The sequence below is a fragment of the Pseudomonas sp. Z3-8 genome (assembly GCF_051131975.1).
GTDB lineage: Bacteria > Pseudomonadota > Gammaproteobacteria > Pseudomonadales > Pseudomonadaceae > Aquipseudomonas.
Window position 1 is genome coordinate 1,592,691 of sequence record NZ_CP071643.1, and the last position, 14,338, is coordinate 1,607,028.

Sequence of the window (14,338 nt, forward strand, 5' to 3'; positions counted from 1 at the left end):
GGTCCCCGAAAGTCTCCCACATTGAAATGCATCCCACCTGTGGGAGCGAGCTTGCTCGCGATGAGGCCCTGTAAAACACCAGAAATCTCAGGCCTTGACGCCCAGCAGGCTCAACAACTGCCCATCCTTCACCCCAAACTGCCCCTGCAGCTCACTGCCATGGCGCCACTCGGTCGACAAATCGGTCAATAAGCGCAGCCGCGCGTGCCCGGAGTGGGACCACTCGACTATTTCGGCATGCTCGAAGTAGAAGCGCTGCCCGACGATGGGGTACAGCGCTTTGAACAGGCTTTCTTTCATCGAAAAAGTCAGGGTGACCAGCAATGCGCGGTCATCCTGCGGCGCGGTGGCCATGCGCAGCAGTTCCGCCGGGGTGAGGATTTCAGCGGCCAGGCGCTCGGCGCGTTCGGGGTCGAGGAGGTTTTCCAGATCCATGCCCAGCCCTTGCCAATCCCGCTTTTGCGCGACGATTGCCGCGGCCCGGCCGGTGCTGTGGGTGATCGAGCCGCTGACATGGGCCGGCCACGCCGGGGCGCGGTCTTCGCCGATGGCCGGCACGTCGGCCTGACCGTCGAGCCGCAGCAACGCCGCCCGGGCACAGATCCGCCCGGCGAGAAACTCCGCCTGACGCTTGGCTACCGAACGCCGGATGCTCGGCGGAGGCTCGATGGCGCTGTTGGGAAAATCGTCAGCGACAAGCAACAACGGATCGAAGCGAGTACTGAGCAGCACCGTATCGGGCAGGGCATCAGGCAGGAGCCATTGGTCATCCAGGGGCGAACAGCAGGCGGGCAGGGCAGGGAGTGGGTTCATGCCGGGCATTTTGCCGGGTTGGCTTGCGCCTGGGTAGTGGGAGCGGCTTGAGCGGGATGGCTTTTGTGGCGAGGGAGCAAGCTCCCTCGCCACAGGCGCGGTATGTGTCAGAAAATCTTCTTGAAGAACTTTTGCATATCCGCCCACGACTTCTCGTCAGCTTCCTTGTTGTAGGCGATGTCCGGCCCTCCATGTTCGCCATGACTCAGGCGGTCGGCGTCGGGGTTGCTGAAGCCGTGCTTGGCGCCTTCCAGGCTGACAAACTTGTAGTCGGCGCCGGCCTTGTCCATCTCGCTCTTGAACGCGGTGACGTTGTCCTCGGTGACCATGCTGTCCAGCGCGCCGTGTTCCACCAGGATCTTGGCCTTGACGCTGCCGGGGGTGGCCGGCGTGTTAGTGACCAGCGCACCGTGGAAGCTCGCCACGCCGGCCAGTGGAACGCCTTGGCGCGCCGCGTCCAGCACCACCTTGCCGCCGAAGCAGTAGCCGATGGCGGCGAGTTTGTCCGGGTCGGTCTGCGGTTGTTTCTTCAACAGGTCGAGTCCGGCCTGGAAGCGCGCGCTGGCCGCCTTGCCATCCTTGAGCGCGGCCTGCATGAAGGCCAGGGCGTCCTTCGGGTGCTCGGTGTTCTTGCCGTCGCCGTACATGTCGATGGCCAGGGCGCTGTAGCCCAGGCCGGCGAGGTCACGGGCGCGGCGCTTGGCATAGTCGTTCAGCCCCCACCACTCATGCACGACCACCACGCCGGGACGCGGGCCTTTGACCGCGTCGTCATAGGCGTAATAGCCGATCAGCTTCGTGCCGTCGGCACTGGTGTAGGGGATCTCCTGGGTCTGGATGGCGGCGTGGCTCGCGCCGCTCAAGGCCAGAAGTACAACAGCAAGCAACCTGCGCATGATCGATCTCCTTAAAAGTTTGTTGGAACAGACTAGCCGATTCATTCAGCCCAGGTTCAGAGAACGTTCAAGAGGGGTTCAGGGACCCCTGGATATCGTGGCTGCGACTTCACACAACCACCGCATCACAAGGAACCTGACCATGACTGCTATGAAAAAACTGCTGCTGGCCTTCACCGTGCTGGGCGCCAGCGCCCTGGCCCATGCCGATGACAACTTCGCCGGCCTGACCCTCGGCCAGACCAGCGACAAGGTCAAGAAATCCAATGCCCTGGACAGCGCGCTGAACAACCCGAACGCCGACGGTATCATCGGCAAGGACACCACCTACGGCCTGCGCCTGGGTCGGCAGAATGACCAGGGCCGCTACTACGCCACCTACGACAACGTATCGGGCACCCACAACGGAATCAAGCTGCGCCAGGAGAACCTGCTGGGCAGCTACGATCTGTTCTATCCGGTGACCGCCAGCACCAAATTGTTCGGAGGTGGCACGGCGGGCCTGACCAAGTTGACCCAGGATTCCCCGGGTTTCAGCCGCGACAGCGATATCGGCTATGCCGTTGGCTTGCAAGGCGGCGTGCTGCAGCAGATTTCGCAAAACACCTCGGTGGAACTGGGTTACCGTTACCTGCGCAGCAATGCCAGCACCGAGATGAGCCCGCGCGATGGCGCCAAGGTGGGGTCGCTGGACCTGACCAGCAGCGCCCAGACCTACCTGTCCGCCAACTATACGTTCTAGGCGGCAAGGCAATGATGGAATGCAGCCGGATCGGCGCGTACGATCCGGCGCCTTTGGTTGGAAATTGTTTGATTCGCCTGGGAGAGGCCCATGAAACTACTGGTTGTCGAAGACGAAGCGTTGTTGCGCCACCATTTGCAAACCCGTCTCACCGACAGCGGCCATGTGGTCCAGGCCGTGGCCAATGCCGAGGAAGCCTTGTACCAGGTCGGCGAATTCAATCACGACCTGGCGGTGATCGACCTGGGCCTGCCGGGTATCAGCGGCCTGGAACTGATTCGCCGGTTGCGCTCGCAGGACAAGACCTTTCCGATCCTGATCCTGACCGCCCGCGGCAACTGGCAGGACAAGGTCGAAGGCCTGGCTGCCGGGGCCGATGACTACGTCGTGAAGCCGTTTCAGTTCGAAGAGCTCGAAGCCCGGCTGAATGCACTGCTGCGTCGCTCCAGCGGTTTCACCCAGTCAACCATCGTCGCCGGTCCATTGTTGCTCGACCTCAACCGCAAGCAGGCGTCCCTCGGTGACGAGCCGCTGGCCTTGACCGCCTACGAATACCGCATCCTCGAGTACCTGATGCGCCATCACCAGCAGGTGGTCGCCAAGGATCGCCTGATGGAGCAGCTTTATCCCGATGACGACGAGCGCGATCCCAATGTGATCGAAGTGCTGGTCGGGCGCCTGCGCCGTAAACTGGAAGCCCCGGCCGGGTTCAAGCCGATCGATACCGTGCGTGGCCTGGGTTACCTGTTCAACGAGCGCTGCCAGTGATTCGTTCGCTGCGGTTGCGGTTGATGCTGGCCGCCATGACATTGGCGGTGCTGTTCATGCTGGCGCTGCTGCCGGCGATGCAGGGCGCCTTCAGCCTGGCCTTGCAGGAATCCATCGAGCAGCGCCTGGCTTCGGACGTGACCACGCTGATCTCCGCCGCCCGGGTCGAAAACAATCGCCTGAAGATGCCGGCGCAATTGCCCGATGAGCGCTTCAACCTCGCCGATGCCCGCCTGCTGGGCTACATCTATGATCGCGAAGGGCGGTTGGTCTGGCGTTCGAAGGCGACCCAGGAAGAACACATCAACTACGCGCCGCGCTACGACGGGCTGGGCAACCAGTTTGCACGCATCCGCGAGGACAACGGCCAGGAGTTTTTCGTCTACGACGTCGAGGTCAAGCTGCTCGGGGGCCAGAGCGCGGCGTTCAGCATCGTCACCCTGCAGCCGGTGCACGATTACGAAATGACGCTGCAAGGCCTGCGAGAAAACCTTTACCTGGGGTTCGGCGCCGCGCTGGCGGTGCTGCTGGCGCTGTTATGGATCGGCCTGACCTGGGGCTTGCGGGCGTTGCGGCGCCTGAGTCAGGAATTGGACGAAATCGAAACCGGCACCCGCGAAAGCCTCAGCACCGCGCATCCCCGCGAGCTGCTGCGCCTGACCAGCTCGCTCAACCGCCTGCTGCACAGCGAGCGTGAGCAGCGCAGCCGTTATCGGGACTCCCTCGATGACTTGGCGCACAGCCTCAAGACTCCGCTGGCGGTGCTGCAAGGCGTCAGCGAGGACATGGCCCGGCGTCCCGAGGATCGTGGGCAGGCCTGGGTGCTGCAAACCCAGATCGAGCGCATGAGCCAGCAGATCGGCTACCAGTTGCAGCGCGCCAGCCTGCGCAAAAGCGGCCTGGTGCGCCATCAGGTGCCCTTGCGCCCGGTGTTGCAAAGCCTCTGCGACACCCTCGACAAGGTCTATCGCGACAAGCGCGTGCAGGTCGAATTCGACCTGCCGGAGGATTGCCAGGTGCCGATCGAGCAGGGCGCCTTGCTGGAGATGCTTGGCAACCTGCTGGAAAACGCCTATCGGCTGTGCCTGGGGCACGTGCGAGTGAGCGTGCACCAGACGCTCGGCGGGACGGAGTTGAGCATCGAGGACGATGGACCGGGCGTGCCACCGGACCAGCGTGCACGGATCCTGCAGCGGGGTGAACGGCTGGATCGCCAACATCCGGGGCAGGGGATCGGCCTGGCGGTGGTAAAAGACATCATCGAGAGCTATGGCGCCCGGTTGACGCTGGGAGATTCAGAGCTGGGCGGGGCGGCGTTCCGGATTCATTTTCCGGTGGTTTGACTGGGATCCTTGGTGTTTGCACTGGCCTCTTCGCGAGCAGGCTCGCTCCCACACTGGACTTTCAGCGTTCATCATCCCTTGTGGGAGCGAGCCTGCTCGCGAAGGGGGCCGCAATAACCCGCCCCTGACTCACCACTCAGTTCTCCTGCTCCCGATAAGCCCCCGGCGTCACCCCCGTCCACTTCTTGAACGCCCGATGAAACGCCGACGGTTCGGAGAACCCCAGCTGTTCGGCGATCTGCTGCAACGACAGGTCCGCGCGGCCCAGGTGGTAGATGGCGATATCCCGCCGCAACTGATCCTTGAGCTCCTGGAAGCTGGTGCCTTCCTCGCGCAGATGCCGGCGCAGGGTCTGCGAGCTGATATGCAGATGCGCCGCGACCGTGTCCAGGTCCGGCCAGCGCGCCGTGTCGCGGCTGAGCAGGCGCCGCAATTGGCTGGTGAGGCTGTGGCCATCGTCCGGGCGCGAGAGCAGGTCGGCGGGGGAGCGTTCGAGAAAGTGCTTGAGGGTTCGCTCGTCCTGGAGCAACGGCATCTCCAGGTAGCGGGCATGGAATAACAAGCTGCTGCTTCGCGCCTCGAAGACCAAGGGGCAGGGGAACAGCAAGTCGTACTCCGCGCCGTGGCCTGGCCTGGCATAGCTGAAGGTCGCCTGTTCCAGGCCGATCCGCTGGCCGATCAGCCAACTGCCGAGGCGATGCCAGATGACCAGCAGGCTTTCGGCCAGGAAGTGGTCGGGATCACACAGTGTCGACTCGTCCAGGCTCAGCCTTACCCGTTCGCCTTCAGCTTCGAGGGTCAGGCTCGGGGCGTCGGGGAACAGGCTGTAGAACAACAGGCCGCGCTGCAGCGCCTTGCCCAGCGTCCGACAGTGGATCAACGTGTGGCACATCATGGCGAACGTCCCGGGTTTACTCGGTGCCCGGCCAAATCCCAGGTATTCGTCCGCCAATGCGACCCACAGCGCCTGCAACAGGCGGGCGAATTGCTCGGGGGCAATTCGCGCGCGCGGCTCGTCCAGCAGCTCCGGGCTGATGCCCAGTTGCTGCAGCAGGGGAACGTAGTCGAACCCCTGCCGACGCGCGCCACCCAGGGCGGCGCGGGCGAAGTGGCTGGCGATGGTGCGTTGGCGCATGGCACAAATCCGTCCGTTGAGCGGACGAATGGTAACAGGGCGTCGGGGCTCGACAAGGCGGATATCCGCCAAATCCAGGAACGTGACGCGGGAGGTTGGCGGAAAACCGCCAAGTTTGGGCGTGCGTTTAATTTCCAGGTAAGAAGCAAACGCCGTCTGCCCCGGCACTTGTAGGACGTTTCGTAAAAATGGCACGGGCCTTGCGATGCCATACACAGGTCTGCCGCGTGCAGCCGACAAAAAACAAATCCCTCCAGTGCAGGAGGGTTCGCAATTGAGGTGTCGTGGACAACAGGTGGATGTTGTCACACGAGACTCTTGAGGAAGGTTTGCCATGACGACTCGTCAGCCACTGTACAAATCCCTGTATTTCCAGGTGATCGTAGCCATTGCCATCGGCATTCTGCTCGGCCACTTCTACCCGCAGACCGGCGTTGCCCTCAAGCCGTTCGGTGACGGGTTCATCAAACTGATCAAGATGGTCATCGCACCGATCATTTTCTGTACCGTCGTCAGCGGCATCGGCGGCATGCAGAATATGAAATCGGTCGGCAAGACCGGCGGCTATGCACTGCTCTATTTCGAAATCGTTTCCACCATTGCCCTGCTGATCGGCCTGGTCGTGGTCAACGTCGTGCAGCCGGGCAACGGCATGCACATCGACGTGTCGACCCTGGACACCAGCAAGATCGCCGGCTTCATCAACGCCGGTAAAGACCAGAGCATCGTTGCCTTCATCCTCAACGTGATTCCGAACACCATCGTCGGCGCCTTCGCCAACGGCGACATCCTGCAAGTGCTGATGTTCTCGGTGCTCTTCGGTTTCGCCCTGCATCGCCTGGGTGCCTACGGCAAGCCGGTGCTGGACTTCATCGACCGCTTCGCCCACGTCATGTTCATTATCATCAACATGATCATGAAGCTCGCGCCGATCGGTGCGTTCGGTGCCATGGCCTTCACCATCGGCGCCTACGGTGTCGGTTCGCTGGTGCAACTGGGCCAGCTGATGATCTGCTTCTACATCACCTGCGTGGTGTTCGTGCTGGTGGTGCTGGGTGCCATCTGCCGCGCCCACGGCTTCAGCGTGATCAAGCTGATCCGCTACATCCGTGAAGAACTGCTGATCGTGCTGGGCACCTCCTCGTCGGAATCGGCCTTGCCACGCATGCTGATCAAGATGGAGCGCCTGGGTGCCAAGAAGTCCGTGGTGGGCCTGGTAATCCCGACTGGCTACTCGTTCAACCTCGACGGTACTTCGATCTACCTGACCATGGCTGCGGTGTTTATTGCCCAGGCCACCGACACCCCGATGGACATCACGCATCAGATCACCCTGTTGCTGGTCCTGCTGCTGTCCTCCAAAGGTGCTGCCGGCGTAACCGGTAGCGGCTTCATCGTACTGGCGGCCACCCTGTCGGCCGTGGGCCACCTGCCGGTTGCCGGCCTGGCGCTGATCCTCGGCATCGACCGCTTCATGTCCGAAGCTCGTGCGCTGACCAACCTGGTCGGTAACGCCGTTGCTACTATCGTGGTTGCCAAGTGGGTCAAGGAACTGGACGAAGACCAGTTGCAGACCGAGCTGGCTTCCGGTGGTCGCGGTATCTCCGACGTGCGTGAAGATGACGAGCAGATCGCGCAAGCGCAGATTGTCGCGGCTGAATCCGCTGCTCCAGGCGCTGTGAAGTAAGCTTCAGGCTGCAACGAAAAACCCGCTTCGGCGGGTTTTTTGTTGCGCCGCATTTTCCAGGTGAGGCGCTTTTGTGGCGAGGGAGCTTGCTCCCGCTGGACTGCGCAGCAGTCCCCTGCGTATGACCTGAAGCTATGCGGTGGCAGATAGATCCTGGGGCTGCTTCGCAACCCAGCGGGAGCAAGCTCCCTCGCCACGACAACCCTCGCACTGAGCGGATTTGTCAGCCCGAACGACGCCCCCGGTAATTGCCCCATCGCCAGGCCCTGCCTAGTCTTGAACGCACCATTCAAGCGGAGATCACTCATGCAAGGCCCACTGGCATCGCTCAAGGTTCTGGATTTTTCCACCCTGCTGCCCGGCCCGTTCGCCTCGTTGTTGCTGGCGGACATGGGCGCCGAGGTGCTGCGCATCGAATCGCCGGAGCGTCCTGACCTGCTGCGGATATTGCCGCCCCATGACCAGGGCACCTCGGCCAGCCATGCGTACCTCAACCGCAACAAGCGCAGCCTGGCCCTGGACCTCAAGCAGCCGGCGGCACTGGAGATCATCAAGCGGTTGCTGGACGACCACGACATCCTGCTGGAACAGTTCCGCCCCGGCGTGATGGAGCGGCTGGGCCTGGGTTACGAAGCCTTGAAGGCGATCAATCCCCGGCTGATCTACGTGTCGATCACCGGTTATGGCCAGACCGGCCCGTTCAAGGATCGCGCCGGCCATGACATCAACTACCTGGCCCTGGCCGGGCTGGCGAGCCACACCGGTCGGGCCGACAGCGGGCCGCTGCCGCTGGGCATCCAGGCGGCGGACATCGCCGGCGGTTCGCTGCACGGGGTGATCGGCCTGCTGGCGGCGGTCATTGCCCGCCAGCAGAGCGGGCAGGGCCAGCACCTGGACGTGAGCATGACCGACTGCGTCTTCAGCCTGAACGCACTGGCCGGCGCCGGTTACCTGGCCTGCGGTGTGAAACCGGGTTGGGAAAACCATGCGCTGAACGGTGGCAGTTTTTATGATTACTACCGCACGCGAGATGGTCGCTGGATGTCGGTGGGCAGCCTCGAGCCAGGGTTCATGCAGGCACTGTGCGCGGCCCTGGGGCGGCCGGAGCTCGCCGCCCAAGGGCTGGCGCCCGAGCAACAGCAGCGGCTCAAAGAGCAATTGCGCTCCGAGTTCGAGAAGCGCGATTTTGCTGACCTTTGCGCGCTATTCGCCGAGGTGGATGCCTGCGTCGAACCGGTGCTGGAGCTGGACGAAGCGCTTGAGCATCCGCAGTTGAAGGCCAGGCATCTGGTCACCCGGGTGCCCCGTGGCGACGGGTCGAGCCAGGCGCAGATGGCGTGCCCGTTGAAGTTTTCCGAAGGCTTGCCCGAGCCTCGGCATATAGGCGCGAGGCTGGGGGCGCATACGGAGCAGGTGTTGCGGGAGTTGGGGTTCAATGATGAACGGATTGCCCGGCTGCGGGATGACCGGGTGGTTGTGTAGCGTGCTTTCTGGCCTCATCGCGAGCAAGCTCGCTCCCACACTGGATCTGCGGCGCTCACAAAATCCCCTGTAGGAGCGAGCTTGCTCGCGATGAGGCCGGCCAAGACACGACTAATCCAGGCTACTCGACCCGCGTCTCCCCGCTGAACACCAACGTATTGCGACAACTGCGGCACAAGTACCGCCGCCCCTGGCGGACCAGGCTGTGGCGCTGTGCGGTAAAGGGGAAGTCGCTGCCGTCGCACGGGCACTTGTAGATGTAGCGGGTGGCGGTGCGGCGTTTTATCTCGTAGGTGTGGCAACGGTTGGGCGGCAGTTCGTAGACCCCGCGCATGATCAGTTGCCATTCCTCGCCATGGGCCTGGATGCGGTCGCCAAACAACTGATGGGCGATCAGGTGCGCGACTTCGTGGGCAACGGTCTGCTTGAGGAAGTCGTCGGTGTTCTCCCGGTACAGCTGAGGATTGAAACGCAGCAGGTTTTCATGAAGGTGCGCGACACCGGCCTTCTGGCCGCGCAACTTGAGGCTGACCACCGGGCGTTTGAAAGAACGTTTGAAAAAGGATTCGGCTTGTTGGTAACACTCTTCGACGCGGGTATTGAGTTGCTCGAGCATGCTTTACGGGTCTCCAGAAAGCCGAGTATGCCGCAAGCGCTGGCCGTTGCGAATCGCCTAGCTGCCCAGCGGTCGTTTCGCCGGCCCCAGGCACAGGAAGGCCGCCTTGCGGCGGCCTGTGTTGGCAGATCGTTTTTTTGTTGGAGGGCTTGTGCAAGCCTTCAGTTGGTATAGACCGGACCCACGCCCAACCCCCAGACAATGACCGTGAACGCCATGATGGCGACCAGCACGACCAGGCCGACGGCCAGCACCGAGCTGGAAAACAGGAAGCCTTCGTCCTGCGGGATGTTCATGAATGTCGGCAAACCCACGTACAGCAGGTAGACCGTGTAGCAGATCGCCGCGGTGCCGACGATCATTCCCAGCCACATGTGCGGGTAGAGCGCCGCCAGCCCGCCGATGAACAACGGCGTCGCGGTGTAGGTGGCGAACGCGACACAACGGGCCAGGCTCGGGTTGGCGTCATAGGTGCGGGCCATCCAGTGGATGAACGCGCCCATCACCGCCACGCCGCCCAACATCGCGAGGTACGACATGATGGTCATCCACAGCGCGCTTTCCAGGGTGAGCATGACCGGTGGGCGATTGCCGATGACCCATCCCACCTGCGTGGTGCCGATGAATGCCGACACCGCCGGGATAGCCGCGAGGATCAGCGTGTGGGTGAGGTACATGTGGCTGATGCTTTCCTCCTGATCGCCACGGATTTCCTTCCATTCTTGATCAGGGTGGGTAAAGAGCCCCACGACATGATGGATCATAGTCAGTCACTCCTTTGTTATTGCCATCGCCCCCCAACGGAGCGCCTACGGGCCAAAGGGCCGGGTAAGTAAAGGTCTGTAAGTGTGTGCGACCTTATGCCGCAGTATAGAAAGGAGTGACCGTCAAGGGGATGGGCGGCTTAGAGCAAATCGCGCTGTAACGAAGCGGCTTAATCGCGACCTGATCTGTGCGCTGAGCCTTACGCCAGGCAAATCCGCCCGTGGCGAGGGAGCTTGCTCCCGCTCGGCTGCGAAGCAGACGCCAACAGGGCAGTCCCAGAGGGTCGCTTCGCCCGAAGCGTCGGACCGACCCAGCGGGAGCAAGCTCCCTCGCCACGAAGGGCGGTGCCACGGGAGGGATTTTTTGCGTAAAATGCCGGCCTTTCGTCACACCTCACGGATTTCGCGTCATGGGCACTCTCACGGTCAACCAGAACAAACTGCAAAAGCGCCTGCGCCGCCTGGCCGGTGAGGCCGTCGCCGATTTCAACATGATCGAGGATGGCGACAAGGTCATGGTCTGCCTGTCCGGCGGCAAGGACAGTTACACCTTGCTCGATGTGCTGATGCATTTGCAGAAGGTTGCGCCGATCAAGTTCGACATCGTCGCCGTGAACATGGACCAGAAGCAGCCGGGCTTTCCCGAGCACGTGCTGCCGGCCTACCTCGAATCGTTGGGCGTTGAATATCACATCGTCGAGAAAGACACCTATTCGGTGGTCAAGGAACTGATCCCCGAAGGCAAGACCACCTGTTCGCTGTGCTCGCGCCTGCGCCGTGGAACGCTCTATACCTTCGCTGACCAGATCGGCGCGACCAAGATGGCCCTGGGTCACCACCGCGACGACATCGTCGAGACCTTCTTCCTCAACATGTTCTACAACGGCTCGCTCAAGGCCATGCCGCCCAAGCTGCGCGCCGACGACGGGCGCAACGTGGTGATCCGTCCGCTGGCCTATTGCAGCGAGAAGGACATCCAGGCCTATTCGGATTTCAAGCAGTTCCCGATCATTCCCTGCAACCTGTGCGGTTCCCAGGAAAACCTGCAACGCCAGGTGGTCAAGGAGATGCTCCAGGAATGGGAGCGCAAGACCCCAGGCCGTACCGAGAGCATTTTCCGTGGCCTGCAAAACGTCATTCCGTCGCAACTGGCGGACCGCAACCTGTTCGATTTCGCCAGCCTGCGCATCGACGAAAGCGCCACGCCGCGGTTCGTCAATGTGGTGAATCTCTGACGCTACCGACAGCTTGCATTCACGGCGCTTGCAAGCGCCGTTTTCATTTCAATCCCAGGAGAGGGCATGCGCGATTACAAGTGGCTGCACGAGTATTGTCTGAACCGCTTCGGTTCGGCGGCTGAATTGGAAGCCCACCTGCCTGTACCCAAGACCCCGGCGCAACTGCGCAAGATCAGCGATGATCGCTACCTCTCGACCATGGCGCTGCGAGTATTTCGCGCCGGGCTCAAGCACAGCCTGGTCGATGCGAAATGGCCGGCGTTCGAAGAGGTGTTTTTCAGGTTCGACCCGGAAAAGGTCGTGCTGATGAGTGCCGAGCACCTGGAGCGGCTGATGCAGGATGCACAGATCATCCGCCACCTGGGCAAGCTCAAGAGCGTGCCGCGCAACGCGCAGCTGGTGCTGGATGTGGCCCATGAAAAGGGCAGCTTCGGTGCGATGATGGCCGATTGGCCGGTGACCGATATCGTCGGCTTGTGGACCTACCTGAAAAAACACGGCCATCAGTTGGGCGGCCTGTCGGCGCCGCGTTTCCTGCGGATGATGGGCAAGGACACGTTCGTGCCCAGCTATGACGTCGTAGCGGCGCTCAACGCCCAGGACATCATCGATAAAGTCCCGACCAGCCAGCGGGACCTGGCGACGGTGCAGAATGCGTTCAATCAGTGGCATGAAGAGAGTGGCGGGCGGCCGCTGAGCCAGATATCGATGATGCTGGCTTATACCGTGAATCATTGAGACCGCGTCGCTCCTTTCGCGAGCAGGCTCGCTCCCACACTGGATCTGTGGTGTTCACAAATCCCCTGTGGGAGCGAGCCTGCTCGCGAAGGCGGTCTATCAGGCGACAGAGATCTCGCCTTCGCCGGCCAACCGCCGATTCAACTGGAACCGCCAGCGCACATACAGCAACGCCGAGCAGAACAGCGCCACGCTCGCCGCCATCTCCAGCAGGCCGAATAATTGCCGGTTCGGATCGTAGGCCGCCAGCGCGCCCTTGATGAAATACAGGTTCACCACGAAGCACATCCATGAATGCCCGCGCGCGCTGCCGCTGAGCATGCCTGGCGCGAGTATCAGCAGTGGCACCAGTTCGATCAGCAGAATCACCCAGGGGCGCGCGCCGTGCAGGTCGGCGATCAGCAGGTAATACCCGCTGAGCAGCCCCACCAGGCCGAAAAAGCACAACAGGCTGAGGTTACGGGCGATGTGCACACGCGGCTCCAGCCACTCGACCGGCGGCAGGATCTTCGGCTTCTTAGCCACGGCCGTTCTCCAGCAACAAAGCGGTTTTTGCCAGGCGCAGGCCCAAGGCGCGGCACAGGGCGACTTCGTGTTCATTCAAGCCGCTTTTACCGTCGGCGCCGGCGTGGTGGCTCGGGCCGTAAGGCGTGCCGCCGCCCTGGGTGTCGATCAGGGCCGACTCGCTGTAGGGCAGGCCGGTGATCAGCATGCCGTGGTGCAGCAGTGGCAGCATCATCGACAACAGCGTGGTTTCCTGGCCGCCATGCAGGCTCGCGGTGGAGGTGAACACCCCGGCCGGCTTGCCCACCAGGGCGCCGGTCAGCCAGAGGTTGCTGGTGCCGTCGAGGAAGTATTTGAGCGGCGCGGCCATGTTGCCGAAGCGGGTCGGACTGCCCAGGGCCAGGCCGGCGCAGTTCTTCAGATCATCGAGGCTGGCGTAGAGCGGGCCCTGTTCGGGGATATCCGGCGCCACCGCCTCGCACTCGGTGGAGATCGCCGGCACCGTGCGCAACCTGGCTTCAAGCCCGGCCTGCTCGACGCCGCGGGCGATCTGGCGGGCCATTTCGTTGGTAGAGCCACTGCGGCTGTAATACAGCACCAGGATATAGGGCGTGCTCACGGCAGGATCTCCAGGATTTTCTCCGGTGGGCGGCCGATCACCGCTTTGTCGCCTGCTTCGAGAATCGGCCGTTCCATCAGTTTCGGGTGGGCGGCGATGGCGGCGATCAACTGCGCCTGGCTCAGGCTTTCGTCAGCCAGGTTGAGGGTCTTGTATTCATCTTCGCCGGTGCGCAACAACTGGCGTGCATCGATGCCGAGCTTGCCCAGCAGCCGCTCCAACTGCGCAGCGTCGAGCGGGGTTTCGAGGTAGCGGACCACGGTTGGCGCCAGGCCACGGGCTTGCAACAGTTCCAGCGCACCGCGGGATTTGGAGCAGCGCGGGTTGTGATAAAGCGTCAGATCAGTCATGAGCGGGTCGCATCTTGCGTAAGGTGGCGGCTATTCTACTGTGCTGCGAGGCCCCTAGCACCTGATGGGTCGCGCAGCTGTCCACATTCAGACAAGGATCGGCACATGGCAAGGCGATTGGCGGCGGCACTGACATTCATCGGCTTTTTATTGCTCGGCGGCTGCGGCAACGATTACGGCGTGGACCAGAACGGTCAGCCGATTGCCGCGCAGCGGCTGGACAAACAATGGCTGGTGCTCAACTACTGGGCCGAGTGGTGCGCGCCGTGTCGCACTGAAATCCCCGAATTTAATGCCTTGGCCGAACAACTCAAGGGACGCAACGTAGGTGTCTTCGGGGTCAACTTCGATCAGGTGCAAGGCGAAGAACTCAAGAGCGCCAGCGAGAAGCTGGGCATCCGCTTCACCGTACTGGCCCGGGATCCGGCCGAGTTCTTTGATGTCCCGCGCAGTGAAGGCCTGCCGGTGACGTACATCGTCGATACCCAGGGCAAGGTGCGTGAACAATTGCTGGGAGAGCAGACGGCGGCGGCGGTAATGGCCAGGCTGGAGGCTTTGCAGGCATTGAAATGAACAACTGTGGCAGGGGCTTTTGTGGCGAGGGAGCTTGCTCCCGCTGGACTGCGCAGCAGGCCCCTGCTTT

Annotated in this window: 16 protein-coding genes; 8 read left to right on the forward strand and 8 right to left on the reverse strand. The window is 62.4% G+C overall.

The annotated features are described in order from the left end of the window. Positions 1-87 precede the first annotated feature (87 nt). A complete protein-coding gene (locus tag J3P94_RS07500) occupies positions 88-813 on the reverse strand; it encodes a 4'-phosphopantetheinyl transferase family protein (RefSeq protein WP_434572392.1) in 726 nt (241 codons plus the stop codon). Between the two features lie 107 nt (positions 814-920). Beyond that, complete coding sequence (locus J3P94_RS07505; RefSeq protein ID WP_434572394.1) at positions 921-1,709, reverse strand: dienelactone hydrolase family protein; 789 nt, start codon at positions 1,707-1,709, stop codon at positions 921-923. A gap of 142 nt (positions 1,710-1,851) precedes the next feature. On the opposite strand from J3P94_RS07505, the gene J3P94_RS07510 reads away from it, so the two are divergent. From J3P94_RS07510 to J3P94_RS07520, 3 genes are all read left to right on the forward strand, one after another. Beyond that, positions 1,852-2,451 carry a hypothetical protein gene (locus tag J3P94_RS07510; protein WP_434572396.1) on the forward strand — a complete coding sequence of 200 codons (600 nt, stop codon included), beginning with the start codon at positions 1,852-1,854 and terminating at the stop codon, positions 2,449-2,451. 90 nt (positions 2,452-2,541) lie between these two features. Next, positions 2,542-3,219, forward strand: a complete 678-nt coding sequence (locus tag J3P94_RS07515) for a response regulator (RefSeq protein WP_434572398.1) — start codon at positions 2,542-2,544, stop codon at positions 3,217-3,219. Then, complete coding sequence (locus J3P94_RS07520) at positions 3,216-4,562, forward strand: ATP-binding protein (protein ID WP_434572400.1); 1,347 nt, start codon at positions 3,216-3,218, stop codon at positions 4,560-4,562. The genes J3P94_RS07515 and J3P94_RS07520 overlap by 4 nt, the downstream gene beginning before the upstream one ends. A gap of 136 nt (positions 4,563-4,698) precedes the next feature. Here the strand turns inward: J3P94_RS07520 and J3P94_RS07525 are convergent, their stop codons facing one another. Further along, positions 4,699-5,697: an AraC family transcriptional regulator gene (locus J3P94_RS07525; protein WP_434572402.1), complete on the reverse strand. Its 999-nt coding sequence runs from the start codon at positions 5,695-5,697 to the stop codon at positions 4,699-4,701. A gap of 334 nt (positions 5,698-6,031) precedes the next feature. On the opposite strand from J3P94_RS07525, the gene J3P94_RS07530 reads away from it, so the two are divergent. After that, positions 6,032-7,384 carry a dicarboxylate/amino acid:cation symporter gene (locus J3P94_RS07530; protein ID WP_305499392.1) on the forward strand — a complete coding sequence of 451 codons (1,353 nt, stop codon included), beginning with the start codon at positions 6,032-6,034 and terminating at the stop codon, positions 7,382-7,384. A gap of 306 nt (positions 7,385-7,690) precedes the next feature. After that, positions 7,691-8,866: a CaiB/BaiF CoA transferase family protein gene (locus tag J3P94_RS07535; protein ID WP_434572403.1), complete on the forward strand. Its 1,176-nt coding sequence runs from the start codon at positions 7,691-7,693 to the stop codon at positions 8,864-8,866. Between the two features lie 121 nt (positions 8,867-8,987). On the opposite strand, the gene J3P94_RS07540 is transcribed toward J3P94_RS07535, so the two are convergent. Beyond that, positions 8,988-9,482: a SprT family zinc-dependent metalloprotease gene (locus J3P94_RS07540; RefSeq protein ID WP_434572405.1), complete on the reverse strand. Its 495-nt coding sequence runs from the start codon at positions 9,480-9,482 to the stop codon at positions 8,988-8,990. Between the two features lie 161 nt (positions 9,483-9,643). Then, positions 9,644-10,246, reverse strand: a complete 603-nt coding sequence (locus J3P94_RS07545; protein ID WP_305499396.1) for a Yip1 family protein — start codon at positions 10,244-10,246, stop codon at positions 9,644-9,646. A 410-nt stretch (positions 10,247-10,656) separates the two neighbouring features. Here J3P94_RS07545 and ttcA point away from each other — a divergent pair, with 410 nt between their 5' ends. Beyond that, on the forward strand, positions 10,657-11,481 hold the full coding sequence (gene ttcA / locus J3P94_RS07550; RefSeq protein WP_434572407.1) for a tRNA 2-thiocytidine(32) synthetase TtcA: 825 nt from the start codon (positions 10,657-10,659) through the stop codon (positions 11,479-11,481). Between the two features lie 66 nt (positions 11,482-11,547). After that, a complete protein-coding gene (locus J3P94_RS07555) occupies positions 11,548-12,222 on the forward strand; it encodes a DNA-3-methyladenine glycosylase I (protein WP_434572409.1) in 675 nt (224 codons plus the stop codon). A 99-nt stretch (positions 12,223-12,321) separates the two neighbouring features. On the opposite strand, the gene J3P94_RS07560 is transcribed toward J3P94_RS07555, so the two are convergent. From J3P94_RS07560 to arsC, 3 genes are read right to left on the reverse strand one after another with little or no spacing between them, the layout of a single operon-like run. Continuing rightward, positions 12,322-12,747, reverse strand: coding sequence for a DUF2069 domain-containing protein (locus tag J3P94_RS07560; protein ID WP_305499401.1), 426 nt, complete (start codon positions 12,745-12,747; stop codon positions 12,322-12,324). Continuing rightward, a complete protein-coding gene (gene wrbA, locus J3P94_RS07565) occupies positions 12,740-13,345 on the reverse strand; it encodes an NAD(P)H:quinone oxidoreductase (protein ID WP_434572410.1) in 606 nt (201 codons plus the stop codon). The genes J3P94_RS07560 and wrbA overlap by 8 nt, the downstream gene beginning before the upstream one ends. Continuing rightward, positions 13,342-13,695, reverse strand: coding sequence for an arsenate reductase (glutaredoxin) (arsC, locus tag J3P94_RS07570; protein WP_305499404.1), 354 nt, complete (start codon positions 13,693-13,695; stop codon positions 13,342-13,344). Before arsC ends, wrbA begins: the two co-directional genes overlap by 4 nt. Positions 13,696-13,800: 105 nt before the next feature. Between arsC and J3P94_RS07575 the strand changes: the two genes are divergently transcribed. Continuing rightward, entirely contained in the window at positions 13,801-14,268 is a 468-nt protein-coding gene (locus tag J3P94_RS07575) for a TlpA family protein disulfide reductase (protein WP_434572411.1), read from the forward strand. The last annotated feature ends 70 nt before the right edge of the window (positions 14,269-14,338 follow it).